Raw genomic sequence first — 20,785 nt, forward strand, 5'->3', positions numbered from 1 at the left:
AAGAAGTCTAATCGCCTGAGAAAGCGAGTGTAGTTGAAACTCGGTCGATAAGAGCGGGTCTAACTGCCCGAGAAAGTATGCATAGCCGAAACTGGGTCGATACGTTAGGGAAGGTGAATGTATGAAACATAGCTTTGTTATGTTGAGAACGGGTGTTATGGAAGTCGTTTGTCCCTGTACACATTGTGAAGGAATGAAAAAAATAGAAGTAAGAAAAGGGACCATTATAACAATTACACCAGATAAAAAGTATGTTGATGGCCTTGGCTGGTATTTTTTAATTGATTTCAACTGGGAGTACCAAGTATACATAAACATTCATGACTTTGAACACTATTATTTTCAGGAGATCTTTTGTTCACTTGTTGATTTTGATTTGAAATATATCTACATACAGTTTAGGCTTAATCAAGCTCTTGACGAGAGAAATAAAGAGGCATTTAATTATTTCTCCGACGAACTTATACAGTTGAACAAATTAAAAGAAACAATTGTGAAACGAATGCAATATCATGATAAAGTGTAAATAGATAGCTATGATGTATATAGAAGTCGATTGTAGCAATATACGTATTACATAACGTAGGAGGAAATTTGAATTGAATATATTAGATGTAATTAATACACGCCGAAATATAAAGAGTTTTAAAGAAGAACAGGTTGATATGGTGCAAATCAACAAATGGTTACAAGCAGGAGCAATGGCACCGAATCACAGAATGACCGAACCTTGGGAAGTGTATGTCGTTGGTCCGGAGGCAAGAGAGAAATTAAATCATAAAACAAACTTCTTTAATGCCCCTGTTGTTCTTGCTGTTTTATCAAGACATGGCGCAACAGATGTTGAAACTGCTGAAAATGTAATTGCAACAGCTTGCTTTGTACAGAATTTCAACTTAGCTGCATGGGCGGATGGTGTAGGTACATTTTGGTCTTCTATGGGTAATGTTCAAAAGAACCGTGATATTTTAGGAGTTCCAGAAGGATATGATGTCATTGGTGTATTTGGTGTTGGATATCCTGACGAAATAAAAGAACCAAAGGTAAGAACATCTATACAAGAGAAGATTAAGTTCATTTCTTAATTAATACGCAACGAATTCGGTATAAAAGTATGCTGAAGAAAAGGGCTTGTCCACTGATATGTAAGTGTATCGATGGGCAGGTCCTTTTTCTGTGCTTTACAAGATTGATACTATCCCATTATGGTTAAGGAAGGTAAATATAGAAAAAATATATTCTTATTTGAAACAAACCGTTTTGAAAACCGACTTGTAAGTAAAGGGGGGAATGAAGTGAGTGAGGAATTAGATATTGATATGTTATATAGAGAGTATCACATAGATATTTATCGTTTTTCCTTATATTTTTCAAATAATAAACAGGATGCAGAAGATATTACTCAGGAAGTTTTTATAAAAGCAATCCGGAATCGTAAACAGCTGAAGGATGATACTCGCGCGAAATACTGGCTGCTATCGATAGCCAGACATACGGCGATTGATCATATGCGGAAAAAGAAGTTGAAATTGAGATTACCAGATTTAATCGAAAAACTGACTACCCATGAAAAAGAACAGTCTATAGATGATCATATCCTGTTAAAAGAGAAGTGGGAAGAAATTCAAAATGCGCTGCTGCATATAAAACCACATTATCGTAGTTTATTAATTTTACGAGGAATTCAAGAAATGACAATAAAGGAGACTGCAGAAATTTTAGGCTGTACGGAGCTAAAAGTACGAGTAGACTTTTTCCGTGCTGTGAAAGTATTGAAACGAGAACTTCATTCGTTGGAAGGAGTGAATGATAGTGAAACAGACCGAAGATCTAACGCAAGAGGCTAAGAAGCTGCTGAATCCAATTAAGCAAAGACCTAATCTTAAACCTGATCAAGCATTTGTTACTGAATTACATAATCGCATACTCATTGAAAACACAAAGAAAAAACCAAAAGTAAATCTTGTTCCTTTGTTTGCTATAGCAACTATCATTCTTATCGTTCCTTTACTTATTTTATCTACTTTGACTGAAAATGAATCTGTTGCTTTTGATGTTGAGGAATCCTCCAGTATCCAATTAGTGAAACAGATAGAATATGGAAGTGAAAAAGGAGACATCAGTCTAAATGCTTATGGAATGAATCCTGTTTCTAGTTTTGATATCAAGGATGGGACTTTATATCTGCTAGATGATGCTGGGTCACAAATAGTTGTTATGAGTAAAGATGGAGAGAGAACATCGATTTCTATACCGAAAGATCAATACACAATGGGAATACTTCAAGATATTTTAGTAACAAAGAATGAAGATATTTATGTGGTTAACTCTTTGGATAAAGAAGTGTATCAATTTCAGGCTGATGGTAAACTAGTAGATACTTATGATTTATCCAATGTTGATTTATTTTTTCCGGACTCGTTATATGAACTAGAAGATAATGAGATAATTGTTGGTCAAAACCAAGAACAATTTGTAAGCCTAGAAACAATGGATTTTATTAATGATAAAAACCTTCCGTTTCAATTTAAGCGTGTGAATCAAAAGGAAAGTAAGTTATTAGTTAACAATCAGGAAAATCAAACTGAGCTGACCTTGTTATCAGATTTAGGACTTGGCAATGTATCTATAAAGGAGCTCACAGAAGATCAAATTCTTTACATGGAGACCATTACTCCACCAGTTTTCACACCCCTTTCAGAGACACATCTGTATGTGTTAAATAGTGAAGGTACCAAACTTGGAGGTGCCCGTATTCCTGTAGAAACGTTTATAGAAAAACCACAGAGGGTGGAGAATTATATCAAAACCGATGGAAATCAAATTTATCTTTTAATTCCTGAGAAAGAGCAAATTTCTTTATATGAAGTATCCTTAGGGAAAACGTATGAAAGCTTTATAGAGGAACAAGCAAAAGAGCATACAATAGGCTATGATTATCAAACGTTTGGAGAGCCATTTCCAGAGTTAGAGGCTGAAGTAAAGAAGCTATTTACTGACAACAAAATTAAGTATGGTAATGCGGATTCATTAAATGGAGTTTCAATCGACGAAGATGGTAAAGTGATAATAGACTTTAAGGATTTCTTGTCAGGTAGTCCTGCAAGTGCCGAAGCACAATCCCTGTTCGAGGCACTTCATTCCGCAACATTTGAGAAGTTCCCGGAAATTCAACAAATCTATTTTCAGTTTGATGGCAGCTTTAGCGCATGGTGTCATTGGTTAGAAAGTACGGAGGAACCTTGGAAACGTCAAGGTACCGAATAATAGAGGAGAGTTGTTAATGTGCAGAAACATTAGGCCATTATTTAATTTTGAACCAGCAGCAACCGATGATGAGATATATGCAGCTTCATTACAGTATGTTAGAAAAATAACAGGATTTAATAAGCCCTCCAAGGCGAATGAAGAAGCATTTAATCAAGCGATTAACGAGATAGCAGCGGTTACTCGAAAATTAGTAGATTCAATGGAAACGAGTGCCCAACCTCGTAATCGTGAAGTAGAGGCTGAGCGGGCAAAAGCAAGGGCTGCCAAAAGGTTTGGGTAGACGTCGTGAGAGTTGCGGGCTAAATGAATAGAAATGAATTTTAAAGATCGTCACAAAAGACGATCTTTCTTTATTACTGAATGAAGCTTTTAACCTACTATTGTTTTAATCAAATAAAATGTAAAAACACAAAACGAGACCAGTTTTCGAGAGCTCAAGTTAATGGGATTATAGAGTTGTTTTTATTATATATAATAGTACCATTGCATTATTAAGTAGGTATTTTGTACAAAGTATCAATCATATATTTTGAAGGGGAGTGGTGTATCTACTAAGGAGGGACAACATGACAGCTAATCCTATTGTTGCTAGGTCACTAGACGAAATTAGATTTTGGTCTAGGATTATGAAGGAACATGCCTTGTTTTTAAGCTTGGGATTTACTTATGAACAACAGCAATTAATTGATGAAGCCAATCAGTTTATTGCATTGTTTGAAAGGATTGAAGAGAAGTTATCAAGATTTACTGTTAATTCTGATTTGCGCCAAGTCCAAGCCTTCAATGCTGAGGTTTATCAGGCTGCCGTATCAATATGGAGTTACAAAAGAAAGGTTTTAGGTTTAACACTACGCTGTGAAATCAGAGGCAGTAACAACTTTCCTTTATTAGTTGACCATATTAGCAGAGAAGCTGCATATTTTGCTAATCGTTTAAAAGAACTAAATGAAGGGAAATTAGCCCCATCCCCTGCTGCCATCATTGAAGAAAATGTATTCTTCTTACGAATTATGGCTGATCATGCTAAGTTTATCGGACACCTCTTAGACCCGTCCGAAAGAAAATTAGTTAACCAGGCGAGAGAATTTAGTCATGATTTTGATCAACTTCTATTTCAAGCTGTTGATTTGGAATCAATGAGACCACAATCTGAAACGAAGCCCATTCTCACACAATTCTTAGATCAAAATAAAGTTTCTGTCGCTTCCTTAAGGGACTTCAAGAAAACGGCAAGAGAATTAATTGAAGCTTGTCGTATTAAGAGTAATATTCATCCTCTTTTAGCAGATCATACTTTCAGAGAAGCTGAAAGGTTCTTGGAAATAATAGATTTATTTGAAGCTAGTCTGAAAAGAAGGTAATACATTACTTAACTTTTGCAATTGCGGGTTGTAGTACAATGTGGAAAAGTAATGCAGAAAAAAGATCAATAGTTACTGAGCCATTTAAAAGACAAGTGGTATGCAGTAATTGTGTTGCAATTTGATATGAATTTTTTTGTGTGAGTGATATTTTTGTGATAGAAAACGGAGTCCGAACTCAATAGAGTCGGGCTTTTTTTATTTTTAAGCTGTTGAACTCATATTATGGTGATAATTTTCTTGTAATAGAAAAAAATAATAATAAGAAAGGAGGGATGAAAATGACTATGAAAAAGTGGTTGAGAGGATTGGTAGGTTTACTCTCAGTAGTTGTTCTAATGACAACTTTTAGCTCATTTAGTGTATTTGCCAAATTCGATAGCGTAACACAAAAAATGAATCCGATTGAAGTTGAGTTGAACGATGATTACTTTAACCCGAAAGTTATCACGATCTCCAGTGGTAGTACGACAACTTTTTTATTGAAAAACAAAGGAAAGAAAGAACATACCTTCACAGTTGAAAAGCTATCTATTGATGTCGAACTACAACCAGGAGAAGAAAAATCGATTTCAGTGAAGCCGGAAAAACCGGGTACATATGAGCTTATATGTAGATACCATTTTAAGAAAGGCATGGTTGGAGAGGTAATAGTTAAGTGACCATTAAAACAAAAGTATTGATTTATGAAGGCTTAGAGCAATTATTTGTCTAAGCCTTTTTTTATTTTTTACGTTCAAGTAACTCTTTTATCTTAGCAAATTCCTACATATTCGCTTTTTATCATGCTTTTTGCCATAAACGGTATTAAAGGTTTTGAATAATCAGTTGGGTTTCCATTGTTCTACATTATTTGACAAATTTTGAAATTATATTAAGGTTAATAAGAGATAGAATAATGTGTTATTTCAGTAAATAGATTTGAGAGGTGCTATTTTATGGAGAAAAGTAAAAAATTGTTACTAGTCATGGTTTTTGTTGTATTTGGATTACTCACGGCTGCGTGTGGAGACTCATCTGATGAAACAGGTGGTACGCCGGAAACCCAGAAAGAAGATAATAACGAACCGGAAACTACAAAGGACACTAATTCAGATGTGGATACAACAGAAGAAAGTACAGAAAACATTGATACAGATACAACGGATACAGAGAAGAGTGATACAGGCGAAAAAGCTGAAACATCAAATAATGAAACTGAAGAAGCTGATACTTATATCGGGGTGAAAGCGGAGTATCTCAATAAATTAAACGCTACTAAACTAGAAGTAGAAGCAGTGGAACCAGCAGATTCTTCAACCTATGCATTGAAAAAAGTAGAGAATGAACGCTGGGAAGCATGGGACGGGCTGTTAAATGAAATTTATGGAGTTCTTAAGTTACAACTCACTTCAGAAGAGATAGAGAAATTGAGAGAAGAACAACGGAAGTGGATCACATATAGAGATGATACGGCATTAGAGGCTTCTTTGAAATTCAAAGGTGGTACGATGGAGCAATTAGAATATGTGTCAGTCCTGGCTAATGTCACAGAAGAAAGATGCTTTGAATTAGTTGAAGAGTATATGAAATAGATTAATAGAATATGTGATACAAATGTAGAGTTGAGTATAACAACGATTGAAACAATTGGGGAGATGTTTTTGTGGAAAAAGAATATACAGAAATTAATTCAAAAACAATTGATAAGTGGGTTGAGGAAGGATGGCAATGGGGTCAACCGATCAGTCATGAGGTATTCGAAAAAGCAAAAAATAATGAGTGGGAAATGGTGTTAACACCTACGAAGGCAGTACCGAAGGAATGGTTTTGCGATTTGAAGAATGCCAAGGTACTTGGCTTAGCTTCTGGCGGTGGTCAGCAAATGCCTATCTTTTCTGCATTAGGTGCTAAGTGCACGGTATTAGATTATTCGGAAAAACAATTAGAAAGTGAACGAGAAGTTGCGAAAAGAGAAAATTACGAGATTAAAACAGTAAAAGCAGATATGACAAAACGATTCCCTTTTGAGGATGAAACATTCGATCTTATTTTTCATCCTGTATCCAATTGTTATGTTGAAGATGTTTTGCCGATTTGGAAGGAATGTTACAGGGTGTTGAAAAAAGGAGGCATCCTTGTAGCCGGGCTAGATAATGGAATAAATTATATTTTTGATGAAGACGAAACAACGGTCAAATATAAGCTGCCGTTTAATCCTTTGAAGAATGAGCAGCAGTATGAAGATTCAATAAAAAATGACTGGGGAATCCAATTCTCACACACCATTGAAGAACAAATCGGGGGACAATTACAGGCAGGGTTTATCCTAACAGATATCTATCAAGATACAAATGGTTCTGGTAAGCTTCATGTACATAATATCCCGACTTTTTATGCGACAAGGGCAATTAAAAAGTGAGGGTTATATCCTTTACCGCGAAAAAAGCAAGTGCAAAATGCCTTGCTTTTTTACATAGATCCAAAATAAATCCTTTAAACAGTCTTACTTTTTTTCTGATTCTTCACTAGAAAATAAGCCGTAATCCATGAGGTGATCGGAATGACAAGTGTTACTCCTATTCCTGCACAAAGGATTGTGACCAACTCAGCGCTGAATATTTTTGAATTTACAATTTCTCCTAGGGAATAGGACAGATCCTTGAACCAAATTAACAGTGCCAAATAGCTGCCAAAAAAGGCGAAAAACAATGTGTTTGTACTTGTTCCTAGTATATCCTTTGCGATACTTATTCCAGAATTAAATAATTCTCTCCTACTCAAATGTGGATTATGATAATGTATTTCACGCATTGGCGAAGAAACGGCTATTGCTGTGTCAGTAATTGCTCCGATTGTACTCATGATGATTACTGAAACAGCAATTTTCACAAAATCAATTCCAATATAAAGAGAGAACATACCCAGCTCTTCGATTTCTTCTTCACCAAATCCTTGTATCATCGTCTTTTCAGTAATAATAATGATAAGGAATAATAAGATAACAATTGAAATGATTGTAGAAAGAAACGCTGTTTTCGTTTTAGTGTTTACTTGGTTAATATAGAAAAGATTAATACAGCTTATAGCTACACAAGCAATTACCGTTAAAATAATCGGGTTTATATTTGGGTCGTTCAAAAAAATAATTGTAATAAAGAGTATACCAAAATTAAAGAATAATGCTAAAAACGATCGTACTCCTTTTTTTCCGCCAATAAGAGTCATTAATAGGAATAAAATCAACGCAAATACTACCAATACATTCATAGTTTTGCCCTCTTTCTATTCACGAAAAAGATTGTGGTATATAGGCCAATAGGAATGGTTATCACAATCCCGATACCTCCTGCTAATGCCCGTGCAAGTTCTAATGATAGGTTCATTGAAAGAGTGAACCCTAGTGGAGAAGCATTTTTAAAATAAAGAATAAGTAATGGAATTGACCCACTGATATATGCAAAAAACAAGATATTTGTCATCGTACCCATTATATCTCTTCCAATTTCCAATCCCGACTTACTAAGTGCTTTTACGGATATTTGGTTGTTCTTTTCATATAAACTAAAGATGGAAGATGACATCGTAATGGCTACATCCATTACGGCCCCTAAAGAACCAATGAATAATCCAGCCATAAATACTATTTTATAAGGGCGGGTGATAAACTGTAATTCTTCGTATCGAAGTCCTTGCTCAGACGTTACCCATAGAACAAAGTAGGCAATTAGAAGAGAAACAAAAGTACCCAATAGAGTAGAAATAATAGCTGCATATGTTTTTTCATTTAAACCATTTACTAGCAGTAAAGAAATAATTGTAAAAAGAATCACACTTACACTACATATTACAATTAAATTGTTATCTGCCTGACTCATATAAATATCTAATGCGTACGATAATATCACGGCATTGACAATTAGACTGATAATCGATAACAATCCTTGGCGTTTTCCTACTAATAGCAAGATGAAGATAAATACCCAGGCTACAAGTAGGAGGTATTTGTCGCGTTTAACTTCTAAAATAGCCCCAGTTATTGTATCATTTTCCTCTGTATTATCATTAATTGAAACAAATAACTCATTACCAACATGGTACTCATGGTCATAGGCCTTCGAGGATGAATATTCATTGACTAAGTGAATGACTTGTCCTTTGTACTCACCATTTTTAATTTTAGCCATAATAGACTGCGTAAAGAGAGTATCTTTATTTTCGTAGTTATCAATCATTTCAGTTTTATCTATTACACTTGTTTCAATCACTTCAGCAATAGGACGGTCGTACAATGAATGATTATTGTTAACAAAGATAAGTGAACATATAAATCCAAGAATGAGAACGATCGAATAGATTTTTTGTTTAAGAGATATATTTTTATATGTATTCAGTAGAAAATTCAAAGAAAAACCTCCAAAACTTGCTTCCATACAATGGATTTAGAATAACAGGAATAAATTCAAATGGTCAAGAGAGGGTTATTCTATCTTGTACTCGTGGATTTGAAAATAGGATACGAGAGGAAAGTTAAGGTTAAAACACAAGTTAGTAGGTTTATAATAGTATATGTATTGTAGATATGTATGGGCTTTTGTAAGTCCCCATTAATAATGATTATCCTTTTATTTGCAGGAATCTGGATCTAAATTCTAGAATGTGATGATGATGACAATAATGTAAACCAGTATTTACTTACTGTATAGGAGACCGTAAATATGTATGAACCGAAGATGAAAGAAACCGACAATAGTGTAATTGAATTTATTGAACGTGTTGAAAATGAAAATAAGAAGGCAGATGCCCATCAGTTATTAGAAATTTTTGAAGAGGTAACTGGCTTTGAAGCAAAAATGTGGGGTCCTAGTATTATAGGCTTCGGTAGCTATCATTATAAGTATGCATCAGGTCGTGAAGGGGATGCGCCTTTAGTGGGTTATTCCCCAAGAAAAGCGAAAATTAGTCTTTATTTGGCCTATGAAAGTGTGGAAAGAGAGAAATTATTAGAAAGCTTTGGTAAACACACAAAGAGTAAGGCTTGTATTTATATTAATAAAGTAGCTGATATCAATACCAATGTTTTAAAGGATTTAATTAAACATACTGTAGAAACATATCAGAATCTTTATCCGAACGAATAATAATATTGCGATTGTTCTATCCATTTCCTGCTGACTTTTTGTAATTATTTTTTGCTGTTTCCGATTTGAATTATACCTCGCGAAAATTGTTATTGAAGCATTTTTCACTTCAACAGCCATACGTCTTTAAAAGAGTTCTGAATTATCTGAAGTTTAGTGGAATTTACGATATTGTTGGTTATAATAATAGTTGGAGTAATATTCCAATAAAATCAGAGGAGCTGAAATAATGCGATTTATTCCTTATTTACAGTTAAATGGAAATGCAAGAGAAGCAATTGGATTTTACGAAAAGGTATTTCATGCAGAAAATTTAGGGGTTATTACATTTGGTGAAATGCCTTCTTCTCCAGATTTCCCTTTACCTGAGGATGCAAAAGACCTTGTTGCACACGCTACGATAAGGGTTGGAGAGTCAGCAATTATGTTTTCAGATACATTCCCAGGTCAACCGGCTCAAGAAGGTAACCTGGTGACCATTTGTGTTACATTTGACAATGCAGACAAAGCTCGCCAAGTTTTTGAAGCTGTACAAGATGGCGGACAAGTTGAAATGCCACTATCAGAAACAAGTTTTAGTCCTGCTTACGGGGTCATTAAAGATAAATTTGGCGTAACCTTCCAATTTTATACTGAAGGTCACCAAGGTTAGTACATAAGATAAATCACAGGGACGGTTCTTTTGTTTCTTTACTAAACAAGAGAACAGTCCATTGTTTACTAAGGAGATTTTATCTAAGCTTTTAACTACCTTTTTTCTTCACCGGCATCCAGATTTCACTATAGACATTTTCCGATGTTCCGTTGTACTTTGTAAAAGATATGCCAGGTAGATTTGTTACTTGGTAATCTGAAGATGGTAACCATTCTGAGTAAATTTTGCATACGTTTCTTGGAGCGTAGTGGGAAATGGTCCCTGATTCGGGAAGATTGCCCATAGACTTTCTTCGATCGTAATTTCCCCTAAATCCTCAAATGGGTTAGCATTTGTAGTAGCGAAACCTATCATATGAGTTAAATGCCCTTTTTCTTCCAAGTGCCCGTCATCAAAATTATAGGACACATTCAAGACTTGATGAGGATACAGATCTGCTAACTGATGCATTTCATTTCTTTGTTGTTCGGTGATAGATTGTGCCAGTTCTATGATTGCTTGATTTTCACCTTCGAATTGAATAGGAACTCGTTTGGATACACCTACTATATTAAATTTTTCCTTTTTTTCAATTTTGAATTCCAGAGAAATTCCTCCTCTAATATCAATATAAAATGTAAATTTCGGAAATGATTTTTGAATATTGTTTTTAGCCACTTCTGATGGCAAAAAACCACTCCAATCACGAAAGGCCCTTGAAAATCCTTCAATCGACTGATAACCATATTTATAGGAAATATCTGTTACTTTTGCTCCGTTTATTAATTCAACATTGGCAACGGATAATCTCCTGTTTTTGATATACTCACTCAGTGACATCCCAGCCATATACGAAAACATCCTTTTAAAATGATAATCGGAAAGCCCAACAATTTTGGATATGTCTTTACCAGAGATATCCTCTGTTAAATGTGCTTCAATGTAATTTATTAAACGATTGAATTCTTGTAACATGTTTTTCCCTCCTTACACCTATATAGTACTTGTTACAATTATTTTTGACTTGATATTTGGTATACGGACTTTATCGGAATTCTTTTTCCACTATTATAATCCTTTATTACTAATAAACGTAACGAATCTACAAGCAGTAAAGTCACCAATATTGCTCACAAATAGTTGGTAAAATCAAGACTAGTATGTACAAGGAAGCTAGACTGCTTCAAAATCTAAAAAAGCCTATTGCTATATTCGTCATGAAAAAAATGCATGCAATACAGGAGATAGCAGTGGAGACTGCTTAATAAAGAAAGCTGACTGGTTCTTTAGGAATCAGTCAGCTTTTTGCATGTGTTTCTACTTTCAAAGCTCGCAGCAGCTAATTTTGTGAAGTCCCATGGGGGTAGATATGGCGGATATAGTATATAAATTTCTCCCAAAGGGATTACAATAACAGATATTTATAATGCATTAGGAGATACATCAACCATACCGTTTTATACAGTTATCTCAACTGAAGTAGAGGCATTTATTTCTCGAAACATTGATAAAGTGGAAAAGAATTTTTAAGAGGAATTGAATAAATTACAATTCAAGATTTAGTAGGTTTTAAGAAAAGGGGATAGTCCTTTTTACGGTAATAAATAGCAATAGCAGAGTAATTCGAGAAAAAATTCGCTCTGCTATCTGTATTTAAATAGATTTTCTTATTTTCTTAAATCCTACCAATGTACTTTGGATCCCTAATAATTCCAGGTTGACCTGGAACCCAGTTAGCAGGGACGCCTTCTCCAGTTTTTCTACTATATTGAATGCCATGGATGACCCGTAAAATTTCGTATACATTACGACCGACTTCCAAAGGATTTATGAATTTAGTAACAATCGTTCCTTCTGGATCAATAATAACGGTTGCCCTAAATGTTGCTCCAGTTTTTTCATTTAGCACTCTATATGCTTTACTAATTTTATGTGTTCGGTCACTTAAAAGCGGAAACGACACTTTTGATGCAGATGGAGAAATCTCAGTAAAAACTTTGTGAGAATATACACTGTCTGTACTTATAGCAAGGACTTCAGTATTTAGAGCCTTAAATTGTTCATGAATGGCAGCGACCGCTGCCAATTCTGTCGGTCAAACAAAAGTAAAATCACTTGCATAGAAAAATAAGACTACCCATTTTCCACGGTAACTTTCCAGGTGAATTTCTTTTATTTTCTTTTCTACATTGTCGTAAGCTTCAGCTACAAATAAGGGGGCAACATCTGTTGTTTGTGCACAAAAAGGAAGAACACAGTTTCCTAGACTGTCTTCAGGTCTTTTAGATTCCACATTACCACCTCCCGCCATTAGGAATACGATTTACTAGTAGATGGTTTTTATGGTTACCCGCCAGCCGGTGCAGCAGCTGCAGCTGGACCACCATTGGTCCTTGCGCCAAGTTCTTGATCGATTAATAAAAGAGCAGATGGGTTATTACCAGCAAGTTTAAGACGGTTCACAATTGTTAAACTCTGGGCTTCTTCGTCAATTTGTTCTCTTAAGAAGTCTTGGATGATAACAGCTGCTTGAGGGTCAACTTGATTTACATAATTAAAGGCCTGACGATATGAATTCGTTACAAATTGTTCGTGAGCTAACACTTTTTGGAATGTTTCAAGTGGTGTTCCGAAATCGGTTGGCTGTGCAGGTAAAGTGTTTAACTGAACAGTACCATCTCGATCCACAACAAAATCGATCAATTTTAGCATGTGAGTTCTTTCTTCCTCAGATTGTAATCGTAGCCATTTAGCCATTCCTGTTAGGTTTAACCTTCCCATATATGCAGACATTGCAAGATATAACGTAGTTGAAACATGTTCAATCTGAATAAGGTTATTTAATAGTTTCTGAAGCTCTTCATTCATTGGGTACACTCCTTATAGAATATAAATTATAGTCTATAGTATCTAATCAATACACAAGTGTACCTTGTATATGTGTTTACACTAGCCCATTTATGCTATGGCCATACTTTATTGATAGTTCTGTTTATAAATAGCAATACTAAAAATGTTGTAGATTAAAGAGAATGTGGTGAGAAAATGGAAAATTTCCCGACAATACATACAAACTTTTGGGATGCAATGATTGCAGTTCCTATAGTCGTAATACTAACGCAAATTCTAAAAAAGATATTTCCAATCTCAAAGCCTTTTGTCCCTAGTGTGGCAAATGTACTTGGACTACTTATATCGATTTTCTTTGCTCATCGGAATAACCTATGGGCTGGTGTCTTTATGGGTTTTTTTTATGGAAATGCTGCGGTAGGAGTGTACGCTTCATTAAAGACACAACTTAAAGCGTATCGAGAGGCAAAAGAATGAGTAAATCACAGGTACGGTTCTTTTGTTTCTTTTTTGAAACACGAGAACCGTCCCCATGTTTACATGTTTATATTTTTTTTCATAGTTTGACAAGCTTATTTAATTGTTAAGGAAGATTAATTTTCACTTAAATAATTCCTTCGAAAAGGGTATACATGAGAAGATAATTCCCCCATTTTTCTCATTACTATTGAAGTATACGTCTTTAAGTAATCTTTACATAGGATTTACATTGAATCTGTATAATGAACCTTATGGGTAGGAAGTACTATGAAATCGGGGGGCATAAGTTTGGGTATGAGAAATGTATTTAACATAAACTTTCATGGTAAAAAAAAGTTTAGTAGTACTAAAGTGAGTATAGTTGAAAAATCCAGTATTAGGCTTAATCTCAGTACTAGATTATTCATTCTGTTTGCAGCCTTGCTTTTGGTATCCAATGTTGCTGTAGGAGTCAGTTCCTACTTGAAAGCAAAGGATATGGGTATGCAAACAATCGAAAACAGATTAGAGAGAGAAGCAGATTTAATGGGATACATAGCAGAAAATTTAAAGTTTGTATACGTAAGCGATGAAGATTACTTTAAGCAGCAGCTAGAAACAAATGTCCGCTCGCAACAAAAAAAGCTTCAAAGTGAGGGGATTACCTCTGATTTTTTCTATATTGCTGATGATAAAGCAATTCCGTTTGAATCTAGTAATAATTCTAACTATGAATTTTCAGAACGAACAATAAATTTAATTAAGGAAACAAAAACAGGCATTATTCATGAAAAACATAATGGAAAAGATTATACTATTGCTTTTAAAGAGATGAAAGAGATCAATGGGATGTTTGTGATTCTCATTCCGACAGATTCATATATGAATTCAGTTAATGAAATGGCATATACTACAATAGTGGCAATTGCTATTAGCATCCTCATTGCAACTGTTGTAATTAGCCTCTTTGTGAGAAAAGTGACTAAACCGTTAACTCATCTTAAAGATACAATGAGAAAGGTCCGTGAAGGAGATCTGCAATACTCCTCTAAAATTCATACAAATATTCCGGAAATCACCTCTCTACATGAAAGCTATAACAGTATGATTGAGCAAATGATGAGGATGATAAATGAACTATCTGAGACTAATAAAGAACTATCGAACACTGGGGATGAGCTAAAGGATTCATCACAAAGTGCTTTAGTAAGTGGACAGCAGCTAGTTTCTGCTATAAATCTAGTGAAATTGGGAGCAGAGCAAACGGCTGCAAGCTCTGAAACTAGTGTGAATAGTTATCAAGATATGAAGCAGATGATTGAAGAAATGTTAAAGAATATGGATCGTGTATTTAACAGTTCAGCTACTATGAATCATACTGCTGAACAGGGCGAAAAAATTATGGGTACATTAATTTCAGCTATCCATTTATATGGTGAAGATTTCGAGCACCTTACGAACACTATTCGCCAAGTAAAGGAATATTCTCTTTCTATTACAAATCTTGTTGGAATGATAAGAGGGATTGCAGTACAAACAAAACTATTAGCACTTAATGCTTCGATTGAAGCGGCACGAGCAGGTGAGGCGGGTAAAGGGTTTGCTGTTGTTGCAAATGAAGTGAGAAATCTTGCAGAACAATCTTCGAAAACGACGGAAGACATTACTCGTGCCATCATGAATATGGAGAACATAACAATAAATGCTACCGAGGAATTTGATCAAATGCATTTAAAAATAAAAACAAATTTATCTATGGCCAGCAATTCTAAAACTTCATTTGACAATTTAATGCATGAGATATCTGAAGTTAGCAGTAATTTATCTTTCATGAAAGATGAACTGAAACATATTGAGAGTATTTTACCTAAATTAGAGTATCAAGCTGACAGCTTCTCTTCAGTTTCACAAGAAACTCTGGCTAGCGCTGAAGGGATGCTTTCTGCAAGCGAACATCAGATTAGACAAATGGAGAGCACCCATGAAATTGGCTTAAGGCTACACACTTTGGCTAAGTCACTATCTAAAATTAACCAGCAATTTCGTATTTTGAAATAGGCATTTGAGAAAAAGCATAAAAGAGCTTTCAAGACGAATTGAATTAATTTACAACTCAAGATTTAGTAGACATTAAGAATATGGGAAAGTCTTTTTCGATAATAAAAAGCTTCGAGATCCTCGAAGCTTTACTTAACAACCTTCATTGACTTTGCAATCTCTATCATCAATTTCTTTGGGATTTCTGTACTATCCATTACGATATATGTACCTTCCTGTTTCCAACAAAGTAAGCCACCTGTAATTTCTCCTTTATCATCGCTGCTGTTTCCCCATTTTGAAAAATATCCCTGACTTTCATTAATATCGATTTGCTCAGCATTGAGACTTCTTCTAACATCATCGTATAATAATCGTCTTGGACTTTGTTCAATACCAACCATTAATTTTGTGTCATTACTATTCATATAATGTAGTCGGAAATGAGAGTAATGTTCAGTTTCTTCTGATGGGTATGTCTTAATTTCTAAGGTCCAATCTTCAGGAATCTGATCAGGTGTAAGGACAGAAAAGACGACTTTTTCGTTGACCTCTGAAACCGACATGCTGTTGTGGTTGTACTGGATGTCCTTTGCGTGAGTGATAAAAGGGGTAAGAATAAGTAGAATGAAAAAAAGTATTACTCGTATATACAATGACAACTACCTCCAAAGTGAATTTGATGGTAGTTTTTCCAAATTGGACTGATATATTTACACATATTGCCAGTGTGCTGTTAACTCGGCTGAGACCTGGTTCCTTTTACAGATGGTTTATTGACAAGATAGATCCCGACTAAAATGATACTCCCACCTGCTAATGTAGAAAAATGCAGTTGTTCATTCAGTAGAAGCCAACCAGAAATGACACCGAAAAGAGGAGCAAGGAAGAGAAAGGAACTAACCTTTCCAGGGTCTTCTTTTTGTAAAAGATAAAACCAGATCGTGAACTGCACAATCGAGGCCATAATTGCTAGCCAAAGTATAATAAACACAGATGCAGGTGCAAAAACGATATGAATATCCTCAAACAGTGCACTCATCAACAATAAGAGTAGTCCTCCAAACAGCATTTGATAAGCGGTTAATACCCATGTATCAAAAGCTGAACCCCATCTTTTTAATAATAGTGTCGCAACTGCCCAGGAAATGGCACTCATTAGACCTAAAACAGTTCCTAACTTCTGAAGATTTAAACTTGCGCCTAAGGTAATTACTACGCCTAAAAAACCAACAACTACACCTACCCACTGTAATTTCCGGTATTTCATCTTCATAAAAAGAGTACCAAAAACAACGACAAGTAATGGATTAGTAAAAGTTAATATAGATGACTCGCCTGCAGAGATAGTACGTAAACTTAGAAAAATACACCCCATTACAAAGGCGGTTTGGAAGGTACCCACCATGATCATTTGCAACCATTCTGTTAGTTTCCTGGGATGTGGTCGTTTCAAGAGTGCTACAACCGATGTCATTAGTAAACCCGCGATGGTAAAACGTAGGCCGACTAATAGTAAAGGTGATACATAGGTCAAACCGATTTTTCCAACAGCAAATGATGAACCCATCAGTCCAGTTGTTATCACTAACAATATAATAAATTTAGTTCTACTCATGATTATCTAGACTCCATTCATTGTAGTCTTGCAAGAATACATCGGGTATTTGCTTATCGGAGATTAACAAGCTTTGTATTTTATATACTATAAAAATAGGAAAAGACCTGCTTATGTAAGAAAGTAGTTTTTCTAATTTGTCGTCTCTCCGCCTAAATAATATTGTAACTGCTCGGATTTCTATTAAATTACACACTATTTTGTGGTGCTATTCCAACTAAATTGGGCTGCTTCTGTTGATCGATATAGTAAAATAAACGGTAAATCTCGCCTGAATTCCGACCTTTTTTTAACAAGTTTTATCATAATGAAAATTCGCATATCAATTGGCTTGGTTTGGGTATTGATGGATAAATGAAGCTGACATTCTTTCTTATCCTTAAATTGAGTAACCTTTGATTGTGTAAATAAGCGGAGTTTTTCCCGTTAGTCTACTGAATATAGCACTTTTCTGGGGATATAAGGGGATTTCTTACCGTTAAGGACAAGCAAATTAGTCCATTTCCATGTTTTTCGACTAAATAGGGGGAATCTACCCCTCTTTTTTAAACTGTTTTCCGTGCTATTTCATTAATAAGAGGAATTTCTCCACTTATTTTAGTAGATTATTACCTTGTATTTTTTTATTTGTGACCGGTGCTTATCCTTGGAAAAAAATGCTTGGAGCATATATGACTTCAAGCATTCTTTTCTGATTTACTTGCCGAATTGCTTTCAATTCAAGTGGGAATTACTATAGATAAGCAATTTAATTGTATTTTGTGCCTTAAGACAGAATACATTACCTCTTACGTATATGGTTTTTGTTCATTCCGCTTTAGAAGTCTTTCCACCTGATAAGATAAACTCCATCGCATCCTAAACGCACTGGAATTGTCCTATTTTGCAAGCAATTAACAAAGATATCCCCAACAAAATGCAACCCATTGCTGCTAATGTTGAAATTTGTAACTGTTCAACTAAATGAATATAACCAATTGATGTAATTTAGAAGAGCAAGGAGTAGTAAAGAACTAATTCAAGACAAACAGACTCCACTTGTAATTCAAGCAAGGGAGTCTATTTGTTATATAATAGAATTTTAGATTTAGAGAAAGGGATTTGTAGAAGGTGTTCCACCATTTTCATTATTAGAATGCCTTTGTTAGTCCTCCATCTACAACTAATGATTGGCCTGTAATATATGTATTTGCTTCAGATGCGAGGAAAACAATAGTCTTGGCAAATTCTTCTGGTACACCATACCGGCCAAGTGGAATCGAAGCTTGTGCAGAATTGATGAGTTCCTCATAGCTAACGTTTAAATTTTTAGCACGTTTGTGATCAATCTCAACAACACGGTCAGTTGCAAAACGCCCTGGACCTACTGTGTTAATTAAGATTTTGTCTTTAGCAAGCTCTTGTGAAAGACTTTTGGATAATCCAGTAATACCGGTTCTAAACGTGTTCGATAAAATAAGCCCATCTATAGGTTGCTTTATTGAAGTTGAAGCTATATTTACAATTCTTCCATGTCCTTGTTTTTTCATATGTGGGAGAACTTCACGGATAGAGCGAATAAAACTTAACAATGTTAGTTCAAAGGCATCCATCCATTTTTCATCGTCAAAGTCATCAAAGAATCCAGCCGGAGGACCACCTGTATTATTAACAAGAACATCAATTGTACCAAACTGGGTCACTGTCTCATTAACTAATTCTTTTATCTGCGAAGGTTTTTTAACATCACATACGAAATATCGAATGTTTGCGTTAGTTTCATTTATAATTTCTTCTTGAGCTACTTTTAGTTGTTCTTCATTTCGACTCGTGATCATGACTTTTGCGCCTTCTTTTGCGAATTGAAAAGCGGCTGCCTTTCCCAACCCCTTACTTGAAGCAAGAACAAGGACGGATTTTCCTTTTAAACCTAATTCCATAGCAGATCACTCCTTATTTTTTTAATAGTTTATTAATTACTGAGAAATCTTCATTATGGTATTGTTCTGGAAGTAGTTCAAATAATTGATAAGAAGTATTTAAAAGAGGGAGAGGTATATCTTCACCTTCCTTAAGTGCAATTTTCATATCCTTCTTCATTAAGCTAAATTTAAACCCTAAATCGTATTGGTCCTTAACCATATTATTATATTTATTTTTGAATGCAGTAGAATTACCTGAGCTAGAAGTGATTACGCTATAAAGAATATCATGATTAATACCTAGCTTTTCAGCTAATGTGAATGCCTCTGAAGCTGCTAGTGCATGGATAGATAATAGCATTTGATTTATTGCCTTAACAGCTTTTCCATTTCCAACTTCACCAACATAGTAAATGTTACTACCAAAAACAGAAAGAACAGGGCGGATTGTTTCTAATAATGCCGCGTTTCCCCCGCAAATAATTGTAAGTGTTCCTTTTTCGGCACCAGTAGTGCCCCCACTTACCGGTGCATCGATTACACGAATATCTTTATCTGCATAGATGCGGTTTACTTTCTCAATTGTTTCAGAAGTACATGTAGACATTTCAATCAAGATTGTATTTGGGCTAATAGCAGAGAGAATTTGTTCATCTAGTAGAAGTCCTTCTACTTGTTGGTCTGCAGGTAAAATAGTAATAAGAACATCTATATCTTGTACTACCTCTACAAAACTATCTTTGATAATGCCCCCGCATTTTGCTAGTTCTTGAGCTGGTTGTTGATTAACATGGGCAGCAGATTTTACAGAATAGCCACTTTCGCATAATCGTTTAGCCATGGGTAAACCCATAGAGCCTAAACCGATAAAGCCGACTCTTTTCATTTTAACCCTCCTAGTTTTAACACAGTTTCACGACCTTGATACATATGCTCGAGCATGGCAGTCTTTGCACGATTTCCATCTTTTTCAATAATTGCATTCGTTATTGATTGATGTGCATTTACGGAACGCTTTAAGCGATCGATGTCGTACCAGTATAGTGATTGGTATACAAGGGGAGCAATCACCACCTTTGTTCGTAAGAAGCAGATATATTCATTTTGTGCTGCATTACATACTGCATCATGGAATAAACTATTCGTCTTCATGATCATTCGCATTATATTTTTTTCTTCATCAAAAATATCTATAAGGTTCCGATATTTTTCATTTGCCTCTTCTAATCTTTGAATATCCTCATCTGAACGATAAAGTGCCGCTTGATAGGCCATATGTCCTTCTAATAGAATACGAATGTCATATAACTTTCTAACATCTTCCTTCGTGTATTCTTTTACTACCACTCCTCGTTTTAAAGGAATTAATAATCCTTCTACCTGTAATTGTCTTAACGCTTCTCTTATTGGGGTCCTACTAATATTAAGGTCACTAGCGAGAAATTCTTCTGTAAGCCGCTCACCAGGTTTATAAGCTCCTTCAATAATCTTTTCTTTAATCTGTTCATAAATATTCATGTTTACACTCCTATTGT

At 35.0% G+C, this 20,785-nt stretch carries 22 protein-coding genes and 1 pseudogene; 13 read left to right on the forward strand and 10 right to left on the reverse strand.

The features are described from left to right. Positions 1-121: 121 nt before the first annotated feature. From AB3M96_RS04640 to AB3M96_RS04680, 9 genes are all read left to right on the forward strand, one after another. Positions 122-526, forward strand: coding sequence for a hypothetical protein (locus AB3M96_RS04640; RefSeq protein WP_412966406.1), 405 nt, complete (start codon positions 122-124; stop codon positions 524-526). A gap of 73 nt (positions 527-599) precedes the next feature. Then, positions 600-1,085, forward strand: coding sequence for a nitroreductase family protein (locus AB3M96_RS04645; protein ID WP_412966407.1), 486 nt, complete (start codon positions 600-602; stop codon positions 1,083-1,085). Between the two features lie 210 nt (positions 1,086-1,295). Next, complete coding sequence (locus AB3M96_RS04650; RefSeq protein WP_412966408.1) at positions 1,296-1,847, forward strand: RNA polymerase sigma factor; 552 nt, start codon at positions 1,296-1,298, stop codon at positions 1,845-1,847. Continuing rightward, positions 1,813-3,267, forward strand: coding sequence for a hypothetical protein (locus tag AB3M96_RS04655; protein ID WP_412966409.1), 1,455 nt, complete (start codon positions 1,813-1,815; stop codon positions 3,265-3,267). The genes AB3M96_RS04650 and AB3M96_RS04655 overlap by 35 nt, the downstream gene beginning before the upstream one ends. 16 nt (positions 3,268-3,283) lie before the next feature. Next, entirely contained in the window at positions 3,284-3,550 is a 267-nt protein-coding gene (locus tag AB3M96_RS04660) for a DUF2277 domain-containing protein (RefSeq protein ID WP_412966410.1), read from the forward strand. Positions 3,551-3,836: 286 nt separating this feature from the next. Continuing rightward, positions 3,837-4,631, forward strand: coding sequence for a DUF2935 domain-containing protein (locus AB3M96_RS04665; RefSeq protein ID WP_412966411.1), 795 nt, complete (start codon positions 3,837-3,839; stop codon positions 4,629-4,631). Positions 4,632-4,912: 281 nt separating this feature from the next. Continuing rightward, positions 4,913-5,293 carry a cupredoxin domain-containing protein gene (locus AB3M96_RS04670; RefSeq protein WP_412966412.1) on the forward strand — a complete coding sequence of 127 codons (381 nt, stop codon included), beginning with the start codon at positions 4,913-4,915 and terminating at the stop codon, positions 5,291-5,293. A 276-nt stretch (positions 5,294-5,569) separates the two neighbouring features. Beyond that, positions 5,570-6,205 carry a lysozyme inhibitor LprI family protein gene (locus tag AB3M96_RS04675; protein ID WP_412966413.1) on the forward strand — a complete coding sequence of 212 codons (636 nt, stop codon included), beginning with the start codon at positions 5,570-5,572 and terminating at the stop codon, positions 6,203-6,205. A gap of 71 nt (positions 6,206-6,276) precedes the next feature. Continuing rightward, the gene (locus AB3M96_RS04680; RefSeq protein WP_412966414.1) at positions 6,277-7,032 is read left to right on the forward strand and encodes a class I SAM-dependent methyltransferase; all 756 of its coding nucleotides are present in this window, start codon (positions 6,277-6,279) and stop codon (positions 7,030-7,032) included. Between the two features lie 74 nt (positions 7,033-7,106). Here AB3M96_RS04680 and AB3M96_RS04685 read toward each other — a convergent pair whose 3' ends face one another. Both AB3M96_RS04685 and AB3M96_RS04690 read right to left on the reverse strand, forming a co-directional pair. Beyond that, the gene (locus AB3M96_RS04685; RefSeq protein ID WP_412966415.1) at positions 7,107-7,880 is read right to left on the reverse strand and encodes a YibE/F family protein; all 774 of its coding nucleotides are present in this window, start codon (positions 7,878-7,880) and stop codon (positions 7,107-7,109) included. Continuing rightward, positions 7,877-9,016: a YibE/F family protein gene (locus tag AB3M96_RS04690; RefSeq protein WP_412966416.1), complete on the reverse strand. Its 1,140-nt coding sequence runs from the start codon at positions 9,014-9,016 to the stop codon at positions 7,877-7,879. Before AB3M96_RS04690 ends, AB3M96_RS04685 begins: the two co-directional genes overlap by 4 nt. Before the next feature lie 312 nt (positions 9,017-9,328). On the opposite strand from AB3M96_RS04690, the gene AB3M96_RS04695 reads away from it, so the two are divergent. Both AB3M96_RS04695 and AB3M96_RS04700 read left to right on the forward strand, forming a co-directional pair. Beyond that, on the forward strand, positions 9,329-9,751 hold the full coding sequence (locus tag AB3M96_RS04695; protein WP_412966417.1) for a DUF1801 domain-containing protein: 423 nt from the start codon (positions 9,329-9,331) through the stop codon (positions 9,749-9,751). Positions 9,752-9,980: 229 nt separating this feature from the next. After that, positions 9,981-10,403: a VOC family protein gene (locus tag AB3M96_RS04700; RefSeq protein ID WP_412966418.1), complete on the forward strand. Its 423-nt coding sequence runs from the start codon at positions 9,981-9,983 to the stop codon at positions 10,401-10,403. Between the two features lie 91 nt (positions 10,404-10,494). Here the strand turns inward: AB3M96_RS04700 and AB3M96_RS04705 are convergent. The 3 genes and pseudogenes from AB3M96_RS04705 to AB3M96_RS04715 form a co-directional block, all read right to left on the reverse strand. Continuing rightward, a pseudogene (locus tag AB3M96_RS04705) lies at positions 10,495-11,360 on the reverse strand (AraC family transcriptional regulator). Positions 11,361-12,060: 700 nt separating this feature from the next. Further along, complete coding sequence (locus tag AB3M96_RS04710; RefSeq protein ID WP_412966419.1) at positions 12,061-12,696, reverse strand: peroxiredoxin; 636 nt, start codon at positions 12,694-12,696, stop codon at positions 12,061-12,063. A gap of 35 nt (positions 12,697-12,731) precedes the next feature. Further along, complete coding sequence (locus AB3M96_RS04715) at positions 12,732-13,253, reverse strand: ferritin (protein WP_412966420.1); 522 nt, start codon at positions 13,251-13,253, stop codon at positions 12,732-12,734. Between the two features lie 177 nt (positions 13,254-13,430). On the opposite strand from AB3M96_RS04715, the gene AB3M96_RS04720 reads away from it, so the two are divergent. Both AB3M96_RS04720 and AB3M96_RS04725 read left to right on the forward strand, forming a co-directional pair. Then, positions 13,431-13,712: a hypothetical protein gene (locus AB3M96_RS04720; protein WP_412966421.1), complete on the forward strand. Its 282-nt coding sequence runs from the start codon at positions 13,431-13,433 to the stop codon at positions 13,710-13,712. Positions 13,713-14,177: 465 nt separating this feature from the next. Next, positions 14,178-15,752, forward strand: coding sequence for a methyl-accepting chemotaxis protein (locus AB3M96_RS04725; protein WP_412966422.1), 1,575 nt, complete (start codon positions 14,178-14,180; stop codon positions 15,750-15,752). Between the two features lie 128 nt (positions 15,753-15,880). Here AB3M96_RS04725 and AB3M96_RS04730 read toward each other — a convergent pair whose 3' ends face one another. From AB3M96_RS04730 to AB3M96_RS04750, 5 genes are all read right to left on the reverse strand, one after another. Further along, on the reverse strand, positions 15,881-16,297 hold the full coding sequence (locus tag AB3M96_RS04730) for a DUF4367 domain-containing protein (protein WP_412966423.1): 417 nt from the start codon (positions 16,295-16,297) through the stop codon (positions 15,881-15,883). 170 nt (positions 16,298-16,467) lie between these two features. Further along, on the reverse strand, positions 16,468-17,349 hold the full coding sequence (locus tag AB3M96_RS04735) for a DMT family transporter (RefSeq protein ID WP_412966424.1): 882 nt from the start codon (positions 17,347-17,349) through the stop codon (positions 16,468-16,470). Positions 17,350-18,479: 1,130 nt separating this feature from the next. Continuing rightward, positions 18,480-19,268 (reverse strand): SDR family oxidoreductase, encoded by a 789-nt coding sequence (locus tag AB3M96_RS04740; protein WP_412966425.1) that lies wholly within the window; start codon positions 19,266-19,268, stop codon positions 18,480-18,482. A 13-nt stretch (positions 19,269-19,281) separates the two neighbouring features. After that, entirely contained in the window at positions 19,282-20,136 is an 855-nt protein-coding gene (locus AB3M96_RS04745) for an NAD(P)-dependent oxidoreductase (protein WP_412966426.1), read from the reverse strand. After that, positions 20,133-20,768 carry a GntR family transcriptional regulator gene (locus AB3M96_RS04750; protein ID WP_412966427.1) on the reverse strand — a complete coding sequence of 212 codons (636 nt, stop codon included), beginning with the start codon at positions 20,766-20,768 and terminating at the stop codon, positions 20,133-20,135. The genes AB3M96_RS04745 and AB3M96_RS04750 overlap by 4 nt, the downstream gene beginning before the upstream one ends. Positions 20,769-20,785: the final 17 nt, after the last annotated feature.

This window comes from Ferdinandcohnia jepli (genome assembly GCF_047246645.1).
Taxonomy (GTDB): domain Bacteria; phylum Bacillota; class Bacilli; order Bacillales; family Bacillaceae_L; genus Ferdinandcohnia.

Coding starts and splice junctions, on each gene's coding strand:
- AB3M96_RS04640 (WP_412966406.1), top strand. CDS start 122: ATGAAACATAGCTTTGTTATGTTGAGAACGGGTGTTATGGAAGTCGTT.
- AB3M96_RS04660 (WP_412966410.1), top strand. CDS start 3,284: ATGTGCAGAAACATTAGGCCATTATTTAATTTTGAACCAGCAGCAACC.
- AB3M96_RS04665 (WP_412966411.1), top strand. CDS start 3,837: ATGACAGCTAATCCTATTGTTGCTAGGTCACTAGACGAAATTAGATTT.
- AB3M96_RS04670 (WP_412966412.1), top strand. CDS start 4,913: ATGACTATGAAAAAGTGGTTGAGAGGATTGGTAGGTTTACTCTCAGTA.
- AB3M96_RS04675 (WP_412966413.1), top strand. CDS start 5,570: ATGGAGAAAAGTAAAAAATTGTTACTAGTCATGGTTTTTGTTGTATTT.
- AB3M96_RS04685 (WP_412966415.1), bottom strand. CDS start 7,880: ATGAATGTATTGGTAGTATTTGCGTTGATTTTATTCCTATTAATGACT.
- AB3M96_RS04695 (WP_412966417.1), top strand. CDS start 9,329: ATGTATGAACCGAAGATGAAAGAAACCGACAATAGTGTAATTGAATTT.
- AB3M96_RS04700 (WP_412966418.1), top strand. CDS start 9,981: ATGCGATTTATTCCTTATTTACAGTTAAATGGAAATGCAAGAGAAGCA.
- AB3M96_RS04715 (WP_412966420.1), bottom strand. CDS start 13,253: ATGAATGAAGAGCTTCAGAAACTATTAAATAACCTTATTCAGATTGAA.
- AB3M96_RS04720 (WP_412966421.1), top strand. CDS start 13,431: ATGGAAAATTTCCCGACAATACATACAAACTTTTGGGATGCAATGATT.
- AB3M96_RS04730 (WP_412966423.1), bottom strand. CDS start 16,297: ATGTCGGTTTCAGAGGTCAACGAAAAAGTCGTCTTTTCTGTCCTTACA.
- AB3M96_RS04735 (WP_412966424.1), bottom strand. CDS start 17,349: ATGAGTAGAACTAAATTTATTATATTGTTAGTGATAACAACTGGACTG.
- AB3M96_RS04740 (WP_412966425.1), bottom strand. CDS start 19,268: ATGGAATTAGGTTTAAAAGGAAAATCCGTCCTTGTTCTTGCTTCAAGT.
- AB3M96_RS04745 (WP_412966426.1), bottom strand. CDS start 20,136: ATGAAAAGAGTCGGCTTTATCGGTTTAGGCTCTATGGGTTTACCCATG.
- AB3M96_RS04750 (WP_412966427.1), bottom strand. CDS start 20,768: ATGAATATTTATGAACAGATTAAAGAAAAGATTATTGAAGGAGCTTAT.